Here is an 11,591-nt window from a genome sequence, read left to right as displayed (position 1 = left end):
CGGTCGAGTATAATCCGCCCTTCCCAGCCTGAACAGTCGGCGCGGGGACGAGATCGTCCCCGATACCCGGGGCGCCTGCGCGCGATTCCTCGCGGCCCCCTCGCTTGCCCCTTCAGAACGGGGCAATTTAAAATCATTCCCATTTTCCGACCATGGAATACGACGACACAAGGGCTTCCCCAATGACCGCCAATTCCTTCCACCCGCCGGAGCGCACCCTCATGGGCCCCGGGCCTTCGGATGTCCACCCGCGCATCCTCGAGGCCCTGTCGCGCCCCACCATCGGCCACCTGGACCCCGTGTTCGTGGGCATGATGGAGGAGGTGAAGGGCCTGCTGCAGTACGCCTTCCAGACCGACAACGCCCTCACCCTGCCGGTCTCCGCGCCGGGCTCCGCCGGCATGGAGATGTGCTTCGCCAACCTGGTGGAGCCCGGCGACACCGTGGTGGTGTGCAAGAACGGCGTCTTCGGCGAGCGCATGAAGGAGAACGTGGAGCGCTGCGGCGGCACTCCGGTGATGGTGGAGGAGGAGTGGGGAGCCCCCGTGGACCCCGCCCGCGCCGAGGCCGCCCTGAAGGAGCACCCGGAGGCCAAGATCCTGGCCTTCGTCCACGCCGAGACCTCCACCGGCGCCCAGTCCGACGCCGCCACCCTGGCCAAGCTGGCCCGCGACCACGACTGCCTGACCATCGTGGATACGGTGACCTCCCTGGGCGGCAGCCCGCTGAAGGTGGACGAGTGGGGCTTGGACGCGGTCTACAGCGGCACCCAGAAGTGCCTTTCCTGCGTCCCCGGCCTGTCCCCGGTCACCTTCAGCCAGCGCGCCGTGGACGCCATCCAGGCCCGCACCACCAAGGTGCAGAGCTGGTTCCTCGACCTGAACCTGGTGATGGGCTACTGGGGCAGCGGCGGCGGCAAGCGCGCCTACCACCACACCGCGCCCATCAATCCGCTCTACGGCCTCCACGAGGCGCTGACCATCCTCCGGGAGGAGGGGCTGGAGAACGCCTGGGACCGCCACCAGCGCATGCACGAGGCCCTGAAGGCGGGCATCGAGGCCATGGGCCTGTCCTTCTTCGTGGCCGAGCCCCACCGCCTGCCGCAGCTCAACTCGGTGACCATCCCCGCCGGAATCGACGACGAGGCGGCGGTGCGCTCCCGCCTGCTGGAGCAGTACAACCTGGAGATCGGCGCCGGGCTCGGCTCCATGGCCGGCAAGATCTGGCGCATCGGCCTCATGGGCCACTCCGCCAACCCCACCAACATCCTGAACTGCCTGGGGGCGCTGGAGGGCGTGCTCTCCGACATGGGCGCCGACATCACCACCGGCAAGGCGGTATCCGCGGCCATGGCCAAGCTCGGCTGAACGCCGCGCCCCTCCCGGTGTACGCAAAAGGGCGGCCCCGCGGAGCCGCCCTTTTTTTCTGCCCCCTTCCTTTTTCCGGGACCTCGGCGAACAGCCTCGGGGCCGCTCGGGAGGGGCCATGGCCCGGTAGGAGCCCGCTTTAGCGGGCGGTCCGCGATGGGGCTCGGGGCCGTTTAACGCCATCGCCCGCTACAGCGGGCTCCTGCGCCGGCGTCTTGGGGGAGGCTGCCGAAAGACCTAATGGGTGGTGTCGGAGCCGTCGGCGGGCGACATCCTGGCGAACAGCTGCTCGGCGTCCACGGCGTCGAAGACGTAGGCCTTCCCGCAGAAGTCGCAGCTCACCCGCACCTCGCCCTCCTGATCCAGGGTCTCCTGGACCTCCTGTTGGCCCAGGCCGCGCAGCATCCCGGCCACCTTCTCCCGCGAGCAACCGCAGCGGAAGTTCACGTACTCGGGGTCGAAAACCCGGACCTCCTCCTCGTGGAACAGGCGGTAGAGGAGGTCGTTGGCGGGCAGGCCCAGGAGCTCGCGGCTGGTCAGGGTGCTGGCGAGGTGGACGGTGCGGTCCCAAGCATCGGGATCCTGGTCCTCCTGGTCCGGCATGCGCTGGAGGAGCAGCCCCCCGGCGTGGCTGCCGTCGGCGGCCAGCCAGATGCGGGTGGGCAGCTGCTCGGAGCGGCGGAAATACTCCTCCAGGGCGGCGGCCACGCTGCCGCCCTCCAGGCCGACGATGCCCTGGTACATCTGCCCCTCGTCGGCCGGCTCCAGGGTCAGCACCAGATAGCCGTTCTCCCCCATGCGCTCCTGGAGGTCGCCGTCGGCGGGTACCGGCCCGTGCCAGCGGGCCAGGCCGCGCACGGTCCGCTCGCTGGAGGCCTGCACCACCACCAGGGACAGGGGGCCGTCGCCGCGGGCCTCCACCTTCAGCGTGCCCCGGAACTTCAGGGTGCCAATGAGCAGCACGGAGGCCGCCATGAGCTCGCCGAGCACATCCCGCACGGGGGCGGGGTAGTCGGTGTTCTCCAGAGCGGCCTTCCAGGTGGCGCCGAGGTCCACGTGGCGCCCGCGAACGTTGGTGTTGTCGAACAGGAAACGGTTCAGGGTATCGTGCATGGTGCCTTCTGGGATGGGCGGATGAACGGGAAGTTCCCATTTTCGCGCACGCGGTCCGTCCGGCCAATGCACCGACGCGCCTGCCCAGGAGCGGCGCTCCCCGATTCCCACCCGGACCGCAACCGGCGCCCTCCCTTCATAGAGAAACGCCCGACGAGGGGAAGCCGCCGGGCGCCGGATCCTCACCGGATTGGGGGAACGGGCTATTCTACCTTGATGCGGCGGCGCTTGGCCTGCTCGCGCTTGGGCAGGGTCAGCTCCAGGATGCCGTCCTCGAATTGGGCCTTGGCGTTGTCGCCGTCCACCTCCCCCGGCAGGGCCACGGTACGGGCGAAGGAGCCGCTGGCGATCTCGCGGCGATAGTAGTCGCCTTCCTTCTCGCCCTCTTCCTTCTCCTGGCGGGTGGTGGCCTTGATGGTCACCGTGTTCTCGGAGAGGGAGACGTCCAGGTCGTCCTTCTTCACTCCCGGCAGCTCGGCCCGGACCAGGATGTCGCTTTCCCGGTCCTGAACGTCCACCCGCGGCGTACGGCCCTCGAAGGGCGCCAGCTCGCCCATGCGACCGGGGAAACCGCCGGCGAAGGGCCGCATCCAGCCCCGCGGCATGAGCTCCTCGAACATCCGCTCCATCTCGTCGAAGGGGGTCATTCCCCGGGACGGGGACCGCTGCACTTCCTGACCCTGTTTCTGCTCTTCCGCCATGGCAAACCCTCCTCTCGGTTGGCTGCTTGCAAAGCTTTCTTTTACCCATCTAGGGACGCCGGGCCGACGAAACAACCCCCGGAAGGGCCCTACCGGGGCCGCAACCGGGGGCGAGGGGAGAAGCGGAGGTGCGCCCTATTTCGCGCCCATCTCCTTGGCGCTGTTTACCTTTTCGGAGAGGCGCTGGTGGGGCGGGCGGAGGTGGCCGGTCTCCACCTCCCAGATCCAGCCGCTCACCGTGACGTGGTCGGGGATCAGGGGGTGGTTGCGCACGTACTCCACCTGCTCGGCGCAGATGTCGTCCACGGACTTGTTGTCGAACATGCGGATCCACTTGCCAAAGGAGCCCTGCTCCAGCTTCAGCTCCGGCGTGGCGGGGTCGATCTGGACATTGTCCGTGTCCACGCCCTTGTCCTTGAAGGCCTTCAGGAGGGTGTCCGTGTGGGCCGACATCATGCCGCACTCGGTGTGGTTGATGATGACGATCTCTTCGGTGCCGAAGAAGTTGCAGGTGAGCATGGCCGAGCGGATGGCGTCGTCGGTGATGACCCCGCCGGCGTTGCGGAAGACGTGGGCGTCGCCATTATCCCCCCGGATCCCCAGGGCCTCGTCCACGGGGAGCCGCTCGTCCATGCAGGCGCACACCCACAGGCGGCGGTTGTTGGGAATCCCCATCTGGCGGCGCAGGGACCAGTTGCTCTGCTGCTGGAAATCGCTCTCGAGCTGGTGCTTGAGGGTCATGGGACATCCTCCTGGTTGGCCTGACACGCAGCGGACAAAACTGTCCCGCTGTCCTGTTGGGACCATAGTGGAGGAAGATTCGTGCTTTCCCTATCAGGGAAATCCCTTAGGAAAGAAAGGGTTGGTATCGGGTCAGTCGGGGTTGTCCCCGAAGAGGCGGGGGTTCTTGGCGGCGAGGCGGCGCAGCAGGCGATCCGCCAGCAGGGAGTCGCCGTCGCGGACGTAGCGGTGGCCGCTCCAGCCGGCCAGGGCGGCCCCGGTGGCATTCACCATGAGGTCGGTCATGGTGTCCCGCAGCCCGGACTTCTGCATGTTGAAGCCGAAGCCCCAGTCCATGAGGAACTCGAAGATCTCCCACAGGGTGCCCAGGGTCACGGCGAAGCCGAAGGCGGTGAGGCCGAAGTAGACCGGCGGCAGGACCACCCGCCGGGTGAAGTGGAAGGTGTAGACCAGCAGGAAGCCGGTGAGCCCCAGCACCACGGCGGACAGCCCGTGCAGCAGGATGTCCCACCACCAGAAGCGGACGTAGAAGTCTTGCAGCTCCCCCAGGCCGAAGGAGGCGTACAGGAACAGGGAGGTGATCAGGGTGAGCTCCACGGGCAGCTGCACCCCCAGCTCCCGCTCCAGGGCGGCGGGCAGGAAGGTCAGAATCAGGACCACCAGGGCGGTGAAGGCCACCAGCCAGCGCTGCTCGGCGAGGGCACCCACGAGGGCGCCGAGCAGGGCCAGCTGCAGCAGCACGGCTATCAAGAATTGTACCCGCTCGGGCCGGGTCCAGCCGGCCCAGCGCGCCTTGAAACGGGTAAAGGCGCCATCCATGCCTGCCATACCTGTCTCGCCTCCCATTCACTGCCGCGACCGCAACGCCCCCTTACGGGTCCGGCACGGATCGCTCGGCCCCCACGACCCTGAAGGGCGGCGTAGGTGGGCGCAACCCGTTACGGGCACGGCGATGCCAGGAGAGGCGGCGGGAATGCTCTCAGTCGGTGAGGAGCTCCGTGAGGGCGGCGCCGGGGTCGTCGGCGCGCATGAGGGATTCGCCCACCAGGAAGGCGGGGATGCCGGCGGATCGGAGGGTGTCGATGTCGGCGCGGCCGTGGATGCCGCTCTCCGCCACCAGGGTGACGCCCTCCGGGACCCGCTCGGCCAGGCCCAGGCTGGTCTCCAGGCGGGTCTCGAAGGTGTGGAGGTCGCGGTTGTTGATGCCCACCAGCTCGGCGTCCAGGGCCAGGGCGCGGTCCAGCTCGTCGGCGTCGTGGACCTCCACCAGGGCGGCGATGCCCTCGGCGGCGGCGCGGTCCAGGCAGGCGGCCAGGGTGTCGTCGTCCAGGGCGGCGACGATGAGCAGCACGCAGTCGGCACCGAGCAGGCGGGCCTCGCTCACCTGGTAGGGGTCGATGGTGAAGTCCTTGCGCAGCACGGGCAGGCCGCTGGCCTCGCGGGCCTGGCGCAGGTAGTCATCGTCGCCGCCGAAGAAGTCGCGGTCGGTGAGCACGGACAGGGCGGCGGCCCCGCCCCGGGCGTAGGCGGTGGCGATGGCGGCGGGGTCGAAATCGCTGCGGATCACCCCCGCCGAGGGGCTGGCCCGCTTCACCTCGGCGATCACCGCCGGCAGGGCCTGGCGCTCCTTGGCCCGCAGGGCGCCGATGAAGTCCCGCGCCGCGGACGCATCCCCCTCGTCCAGCCGCGCGCGCAGCTCCGCCTCCGGCAGGGCGGCGCGGCGCTCGGCCAGCTCCTCCGCCTTGCGTTCCAGGATCCGCTCCAGGACGGTTGCGCGGCCACGTTCCGTCATTGCGCCTTGCGGGCCTCGCGGGTGAAGGCGGCCAGCTCCTCCAGCTTGCCGCTGGCGGCGCCGCTGTCGATGGAGCGGGCGGCGGCCTCCACGCCGTCCTCCAGGCTGTCGGCCACGCCGCTCACGTAGAGGGCGGCGCCGGCGTTGAGCAGCACGATGTCGCGCCTCGGTCCCCCCTCGCCATCGAGGACCGCCCGCAGGATGGCGGCGTTGTCGTCGGCGTCGCCGGCCTGCAGGGCGGCGGCCTCGGGCCGTTCGAAGCCGAACTGCTCGGGGTCGATGTCGTGGTGGAGGATGTCGCCGTCGAACAGCTCCGCCATGCGGGTGGGCCCGAGGGTGGAGAGCTCGTCCATGCCGTCGTCAGCGTGCACCACCAGGACGTGGCGGCTGCCCAGCTCGCGCAGCACCTGGGCCAGGGGCTCCAGCCAGTGGCTGTCGAAGACGCCCAGCACCTGGTTGGGCGCCAGGGCCGGGTTGGCCAGGGGGCCGAGCAGGTTGAACAGGGTCCGGACGCCCAGCGCCTGGCGCGGGCCCACGGCGTGCTTCATGGCGCCGTGGTGGCGGGGGGCGAACAGGAAGCCGATGCCCACCTCGTCGATGGCCCGGCCCACCTCGTCGGCCTCGATGGCCAGGTCCACCCCGAGGGCGGTGAGAACGTCGGCGCTGCCGGACTTGGAGGACACGCTGCGATTGCCGTGCTTGGCCACGGTGGCTCCGGCCCCGGCGGCGACGAAGGCGCTGGCGGTGGAGATGTTGAAGGTCCCGCGCAGGTCGCCGCCGGTGCCGCAGGTATCCACCAGGTTGGAGGCGCGCACCTCGATGCGGGTGGCGAACTCCCGCATCACCGCCACCGCGCCGGTGATCTCCTCCACCGTCTCGCCCTTCATGCGCAGGGCGGTGAGGAAGCCGGCGATCTCCTCCGGGGCCGCTTGGCCCCGCATGATCTCGCGCATGACCTCCTCCATGTCGGCGCGCGCCAGATCCTCGCGCTCCACCAGGCGGGCGATGGCGTTCTTGGTGCGGACGTTGAGGTCCATTTCGCCGGACATGGGGCTCCTTTCCGCGGCGGGCTTCGTCAGGCTTCCACCGGCCGGGACGCGCTGTGTCCGGTGCGGGCCAGGAAGTTGGCCAGCAGGTCCTTGCCGTAGCCGGTGAGGATGGATTCGGGATGGAACTGCACCCCCTCCAGGTCCAGCTCGCGGTGGTGCAGGCCCATGATGGTGCCGTCCTCGGTCCAGGCGTGCACGATCAGCTCCGCCGGCAGGCTGGCCCGCTCCACGATCAGGCTGTGGTAGCGGGTGGCCTCGAAGGGGTTGGGCAGGCCGCTGAACACGCCCGTGCCGTCGTGCAGGATCTCCGAGGTCTTGCCGTGCATGACCTCGGGGGCGCGCACGATCCGCCCGCCGTAGGCGCTCGCGATGGACTGGTGGCCGAGGCAGACGCCGAGGATGGGAATGCGGCCGGCGTAGGCCTTCACCGTCTCCACGGAGATGCCCGCCTGGTCGGGGGAGCAGGGGCCGGGGGAGAGGACGATGCCGTCCGGGGCCATGCCGCCGATGTCGGCCACCCCGATGGCGTCGTTGCGGCGGACGACCACCTCCGCCCCGAGCTCGCCCAGGTACTGGACGAGGTTGTAGGTGAAGGAGTCGTAGTTGTCGATCATCAGGATCATGACGGCACCGCCCTCGTGCGTTGCGCCGGAACGGCCGGCGGATCCCTCTTGGATGCGCGGGATCCGGGGAAATGGTATCACGGAGGTGGATGGCCCGGAGGCCCGGAAGTTCCGGCCGGGACCGGGCCGGAACGGGGTTTCCGGCGGGCCGCTAAGCCCCCTCCCCGGGAGATTCCAGCCCCTGAGCGGCCATGGCGGCGGCGCGGAACAGGGCCCGGCTCTTGCTCATGGTCTCCTCGTACTCGGCGGCGGAGTCGGAATCGGCGACGATCCCGGCGCCGCTCTGCACGTGGAACCAGCCGTCCTTGATCACCGCCGTGCGGATGGCGATGGCCGTGTCCATCTGGTCCGCGGCGTGGCTGATGTGGCCCACGGCCCCGCCGTAGACCCCGCGGCGCAGGGGCTCGAGCTCCTCGATGATCTCCATGGCCCGCACCTTGGGCGCCCCGGAGAGGGTGCCCGCCGGCAGGGCGGCCCGCAGGGCATCGAAGGCGTCCTTGTCCGGCTGGATGTGGCCGTGGACGTTGGAGACCATGTGCATGACGTGGGAGTAGCGCTCGATGGCGAAGGGGCTGTCCACCGCAACGGTGCCGGTGACCGAGACCCGACCGGCATCGTTGCGGGCCAGGTCCAGCAGCATGAGGTGCTCGGCGCGCTCCTTGGGGTCGGCGAGCAGCTCCTGCTCCAGGTGGCGGTCCTCCTCCTCGGAACGGCCGCGGCGCCGCGTCCCGGCGATGGGGCGGACCGTGACCCGGCCGCCCTCCAGCCGCGCCAGGATCTCCGGGGAGCTGCCCACCACCTGCGCCTCGCCGGTGTCGAGGAAGTACATGTACGGGCTGGGGTTGAGGGTGCGCAGGGCGCGGTAGACGTCGAAGGACGGCGCGGGGAAGGGCACCGACAGGCGCTGGGAGAGCACCACCTGCATGATGTCGCCCGCGCGGATGTACTCCTTGGCCCGCTCCACGGCGGCCTCGTAGTCCGGGCGGCTGGTGTGGTGGTGGAAGTCCTCCTCGCGGATGGCCACCGGCGCCGGCAGGGAGCGCTCGGGCAGGGGGCGCCGCAGCGCGGCCACGCTGGCCTCGATCTGCTCGCAGGCCCGCACGTAGGCGGCCTCCGGGTCGTCGCCGGGGTCCGCCGGCTGGATCAGCTGGAGGGTGCCGCTGAGGTTGTCGAACACCAGCAGCTGCTCGGTGCGCACCAGGAAGGCGTCGGCCATCCCCAGCGGGTCCGGGTTGGTCTCCGGGATGGCCTCGAAGTGGCGCACGGTGTCGTAGCTGAAGTAGCCCACCGCACCCCCGGCGAAGCGCGGCAGCCCTTCGACGGGCGCCACCCGCACCTCCTTCACCCAGGCCCGCAGCCGGTCCATGCCGGCGCCGTGGGTCTCCTCCACCACCCGATCGTCGAAGTGGCGGCGGAAGGTGCCCTCGCGCAGGGTCACCCATTCGCGCGCGGGCAGCCCGAGGATGGAGTACCGCCCCCACTTCTCGCCGCCCTCCACCGACTCCAGCAGGAAGGAGCGCGGCTTGCCGGCGAGCTTGAGGAAGGCCGACACCGGGGTCTCCAGGTCCGAGAGGACCTCGCGCACCACCGGGATGCGGTCGTAGCCCTGCTCGGCGTAGGCGCGGAACTGTTCCCGGGAGGGACGGTACATGGCGGGGGTCCGGAGGCTCCTAAGCGGTCTCGGCGGTGCGGCCGCCCGGTTGGATCAGCTCCAGGACGGCCGCGAAGTCGTCCACCAGGCGCTGGGCGCCCAGGGTGGTAACGTCCTCGCCGCGGTTGTAGCCGTAGGTGACGCAGATCACCCGGCAGCCGGCGGCCCGGGCCGACTCCACGTCGTTGCGGGAGTCGCCCACCAGCACGGCCTCCCCGGCGCTGACGCCCAGGCGCTCCAGGGCCGCGTTGACCGGGGCCGGATCGGGCTTCTTCTTGTCCACGCTGTCGCCGGAGATAACCACGTCCAGGCGGGGGGCCAGTCCGGAGGCCTCCAGCAGGGGCTCGGTGAAGGCCGCCGCCTTGTTGGTCACCACGGCCAGCGGCAGGCCGGCCTCGCGCAGCCGGTCCATGGTCTCCACCACCCCGGGAAAGGGATGGCTGCGGTCGGCGAAGCAGTCGCCGTAGTGGACCATGAACCGCTCGTGGGCCTGGTCCAGCAGGGCCTCATCGCAGCCGCCGGTGGCCTCCAGGGCGTAGCGCACCAGGGCACGCACGCCGTCGCCGATCCAGGCGCGAACCTGGCCCTCCTCCACGGCCTCGCGGTGGAAGTCGGCCAGGGTCCGGTTGGTGGCAGTAGCCAGATCCCCGGCGGTTTCCAGGATGGTGCCATCCAGATCGAACAGGACCGCCCGCGCCGCCAGCGGCCCCTCCTGCCCAGCGTCCGTCATTACCGCTTCACCCCCGCCAGCGCCTCGCGGAATTCCTTCATGCGGGCGGCGTAGTCGTCGGCCTTGAAGACGCCGGAGCCGGAGACGAAGACGTCGGCGCCGGCCTCGGCCACCCGGGCCACGTTGTCGGCCTTGATGCCGCCGTCCACCTCCAGCTCGATGGCCCGGCCGGAGTTATCGATGCGCTCGCGGATGGCGCGGATCTTGTCCATGGCCGACTCGATGAAGGCCTGGCCGCCGAAGCCCGGGTTCACCGACATCACCAGGATCAGGTCCACCTCGTCCATGAGGTAGTCGAGCATCTCCACCGGGGTACCCGGGTTGAGGGAGATCCCCGCCCGGCAGCCCTGGCTCTTGATGAGCTGGAGGGTGCGGTGGGGATGCCGGCTGGCCTCCGGGTGGAAGGTGATGATGTCGGCGCCGGCCTTGGCGAACTCGGGAACGATATCGTCCACCGGCTCGATCATCAGGTGCACGTCCAGCGGCATGTTGGTCACCGGGTTCAGGGCCTCGGCGACCATGGGGCCGATGGTCAGGTTGGGGACGTAGTGGTTGTCCATCACGTCGAAGTGGCAGTAGTCGGCCCCGGCCTTCTCCACCGCCTGGACCTCGGCGCCCAGATTGGCGAAGTCCGCCGACAGGATGCTCGGAGCAATCTTGAAATCCGCCATTTCCGTCCCCTCAGATACCGTAAATCAATAAGAGCCCCGCCGTCCCGGAGGGGCGGGGTGGTCGCGTTCATCATGCGGAGCCGGAATTTTACCCGTAAGCAAGCCGGAATGCGAATGCCGGGCCCGTTCAGGGCTTTCAGCCAGGACCCTTGTTGATGACTCTGGGAGGATTGTGGTGCCTCAACGATTAAGCGGCAGGCTTATGTTGTGGAACTTAGATGTTTTTTCCGCGCCTCAACTCAGTAAGGCCGTGTATCCTTCAAAAGCAGCGAACCTTGAGAAAGGCTATGCGATTGCCGGCTGCAACGGGAAGATTTATTTTTTCTAGCGAATTAAATCAAAATTTAACAACCTAGCCTTATAAAGACCTATCAATAGTTTAGATAAAACAATATCAATTAAAATTAAAAAAGATAGGGCTTCGGACACGGAATTTGACCCTTCAAATCCTTCAATGGACCTTTTTAGCCCTGAGTTTATCTCCGTTAAACAAATACAAATTTCCTCTTTACCCGAAGAAAAATTCGGCTCCCGCATGTCAGCTATACTTATCAAACTAGTCGGTATATTTTTTATATTGGGTCTTTCTTCCTAGCTTTCACCCCAAGCGGAATGAACTTGCCAAACCGAAATTTCTCCTTCCTCGATGCTAAATTTTTGGTTTATACAAACATCAAGTTCTAAATCATCAAGGAAATCCTTTAATTCTTTGCCATTATGAGTGTTTTTAAAAAATCCATCCAAACTTTCTGTTATTTCCTTGATATACTCCAGCCTTGACAAAAAGGCTTTCTTCTCTTCCTCTGAAAGTTCAAGAAAATCTTGCGAATTTTCTATCGCTTTTGGCAAATCAATTCCCATTTTCTACCTTAGTGGAGTTTTGGAACTACCATATTGGCGACTTCTTCCCATTGAGGCAATTCGGCCGGAAGGGGGTTACAATACCGTCGAACCCTTTTAACCCGCTTCCGCAGTCCCTTTTGAGCTTCTAAAATTGCTTGGTAATGCCCAGCGTCTGGCCCAAATTTACCTCCCTCTAAATACTGAGGAATTCTTTTGCTCATTAATCTCTTATAATAGGGCGCTTCCCCAAATCGAGTGGGTTAGCTCGTGAGCGTGGCTTTCTCCGGATAAAGGTCGAGGCCGCCCAGGT

The 11,591-nt window shown here is 67.4% G+C and carries 12 protein-coding genes; 1 reads left to right on the top strand and 11 read right to left on the bottom strand.

The features are described 5' to 3' along the window. Positions 1–182 precede the first annotated feature (182 nt). Positions 183–1,367 (top strand): pyridoxal-phosphate-dependent aminotransferase family protein, encoded by a 1,185-nt coding sequence (locus ACLFRB_RS03455; RefSeq protein WP_411067606.1) that lies wholly within the window; start codon positions 183–185, stop codon positions 1,365–1,367. 237 nt (positions 1,368–1,604) lie between these two features. Here ACLFRB_RS03455 and hslO read toward each other — a convergent pair whose 3' ends face one another. From hslO to ACLFRB_RS03400, 11 genes are all read right to left on the bottom strand, one after another. Next, entirely contained in the window at positions 1,605–2,480 is an 876-nt protein-coding gene (gene hslO, locus ACLFRB_RS03450) for an Hsp33 family molecular chaperone HslO (protein ID WP_411067605.1), read from the bottom strand. Positions 2,481–2,683: 203 nt separating this feature from the next. Then, positions 2,684–3,181, bottom strand: coding sequence for an Hsp20/alpha crystallin family protein (locus ACLFRB_RS03445; RefSeq protein WP_411067604.1), 498 nt, complete (start codon positions 3,179–3,181; stop codon positions 2,684–2,686). 135 nt (positions 3,182–3,316) lie between these two features. After that, a complete protein-coding gene (locus tag ACLFRB_RS03440) occupies positions 3,317–3,922 on the bottom strand; it encodes a beta-class carbonic anhydrase (RefSeq protein ID WP_411067603.1) in 606 nt (201 codons plus the stop codon). A 132-nt stretch (positions 3,923–4,054) separates the two neighbouring features. Beyond that, the gene (locus ACLFRB_RS03435) at positions 4,055–4,750 is read right to left on the bottom strand and encodes a hypothetical protein (protein WP_411067602.1); all 696 of its coding nucleotides are present in this window, start codon (positions 4,748–4,750) and stop codon (positions 4,055–4,057) included. Positions 4,751–4,901: 151 nt separating this feature from the next. Next, the gene (trpC, locus tag ACLFRB_RS03430) at positions 4,902–5,714 is read right to left on the bottom strand and encodes an indole-3-glycerol phosphate synthase TrpC (protein ID WP_411067601.1); all 813 of its coding nucleotides are present in this window, start codon (positions 5,712–5,714) and stop codon (positions 4,902–4,904) included. Beyond that, positions 5,711–6,763, bottom strand: coding sequence for an anthranilate phosphoribosyltransferase (gene trpD / locus ACLFRB_RS03425; RefSeq protein ID WP_411067600.1), 1,053 nt, complete (start codon positions 6,761–6,763; stop codon positions 5,711–5,713). The genes trpC and trpD overlap by 4 nt, the downstream gene beginning before the upstream one ends. A 26-nt stretch (positions 6,764–6,789) precedes the next feature. Then, positions 6,790–7,386 carry an anthranilate synthase component II gene (locus ACLFRB_RS03420; protein ID WP_411067599.1) on the bottom strand — a complete coding sequence of 199 codons (597 nt, stop codon included), beginning with the start codon at positions 7,384–7,386 and terminating at the stop codon, positions 6,790–6,792. Between the two features lie 151 nt (positions 7,387–7,537). Further along, positions 7,538–9,037 (bottom strand): anthranilate synthase component I, encoded by a 1,500-nt coding sequence (gene trpE / locus ACLFRB_RS03415; protein WP_411067598.1) that lies wholly within the window; start codon positions 9,035–9,037, stop codon positions 7,538–7,540. 19 nt (positions 9,038–9,056) lie between these two features. Then, positions 9,057–9,767: a phosphoglycolate phosphatase gene (locus ACLFRB_RS03410; protein WP_411067597.1), complete on the bottom strand. Its 711-nt coding sequence runs from the start codon at positions 9,765–9,767 to the stop codon at positions 9,057–9,059. Continuing rightward, the gene (rpe, locus tag ACLFRB_RS03405) at positions 9,767–10,438 is read right to left on the bottom strand and encodes a ribulose-phosphate 3-epimerase (RefSeq protein ID WP_054965073.1); all 672 of its coding nucleotides are present in this window, start codon (positions 10,436–10,438) and stop codon (positions 9,767–9,769) included. The genes ACLFRB_RS03410 and rpe overlap by 1 nt, the downstream gene beginning before the upstream one ends. Before the next feature lie 591 nt (positions 10,439–11,029). Beyond that, positions 11,030–11,299 carry a hypothetical protein gene (locus ACLFRB_RS03400; protein ID WP_411067596.1) on the bottom strand — a complete coding sequence of 90 codons (270 nt, stop codon included), beginning with the start codon at positions 11,297–11,299 and terminating at the stop codon, positions 11,030–11,032. Positions 11,300–11,591: the final 292 nt, after the last annotated feature.

The organism is Thiohalorhabdus sp. (genome assembly GCF_046545655.1).
Classification (GTDB): Bacteria; Pseudomonadota; Gammaproteobacteria; order Thiohalorhabdales; family Thiohalorhabdaceae; genus Thiohalorhabdus.
Note: the sequence above shows the minus strand (reverse complement) of the source record. Positions and strands in the feature narration are given on the sequence as shown.

What these genes read in the sequence shown, in the direction of transcription:
- ACLFRB_RS03435 (WP_411067602.1), bottom strand. Translation starts at nt 4,750, where the DNA reads ATGGCAGGCATGGATGGCGCCTTTACCCGTTTCAAGGCGCGCTGGGCC.
- ACLFRB_RS03455 (WP_411067606.1), top strand. Translation starts at nt 183, where the DNA reads ATGACCGCCAATTCCTTCCACCCGCCGGAGCGCACCCTCATGGGCCCC.
- trpD (WP_411067600.1), bottom strand. Translation starts at nt 6,763, where the DNA reads ATGTCCGGCGAAATGGACCTCAACGTCCGCACCAAGAACGCCATCGCC.
- rpe (WP_054965073.1), bottom strand. Translation starts at nt 10,438, where the DNA reads ATGGCGGATTTCAAGATTGCTCCGAGCATCCTGTCGGCGGACTTCGCC.
- ACLFRB_RS03445 (WP_411067604.1), bottom strand. Translation starts at nt 3,181, where the DNA reads ATGGCGGAAGAGCAGAAACAGGGTCAGGAAGTGCAGCGGTCCCCGTCC.
- ACLFRB_RS03440 (WP_411067603.1), bottom strand. Translation starts at nt 3,922, where the DNA reads ATGACCCTCAAGCACCAGCTCGAGAGCGATTTCCAGCAGCAGAGCAAC.
- trpE (WP_411067598.1), bottom strand. Translation starts at nt 9,037, where the DNA reads ATGTACCGTCCCTCCCGGGAACAGTTCCGCGCCTACGCCGAGCAGGGC.
- ACLFRB_RS03400 (WP_411067596.1), bottom strand. Translation starts at nt 11,299, where the DNA reads ATGGGAATTGATTTGCCAAAAGCGATAGAAAATTCGCAAGATTTTCTT.
- hslO (WP_411067605.1), bottom strand. Translation starts at nt 2,480, where the DNA reads ATGCACGATACCCTGAACCGTTTCCTGTTCGACAACACCAACGTTCGC.
- trpC (WP_411067601.1), bottom strand. Translation starts at nt 5,714, where the DNA reads ATGACGGAACGTGGCCGCGCAACCGTCCTGGAGCGGATCCTGGAACGC.
- ACLFRB_RS03420 (WP_411067599.1), bottom strand. Translation starts at nt 7,386, where the DNA reads ATGATCCTGATGATCGACAACTACGACTCCTTCACCTACAACCTCGTC.
- ACLFRB_RS03410 (WP_411067597.1), bottom strand. Translation starts at nt 9,767, where the DNA reads ATGACGGACGCTGGGCAGGAGGGGCCGCTGGCGGCGCGGGCGGTCCTG.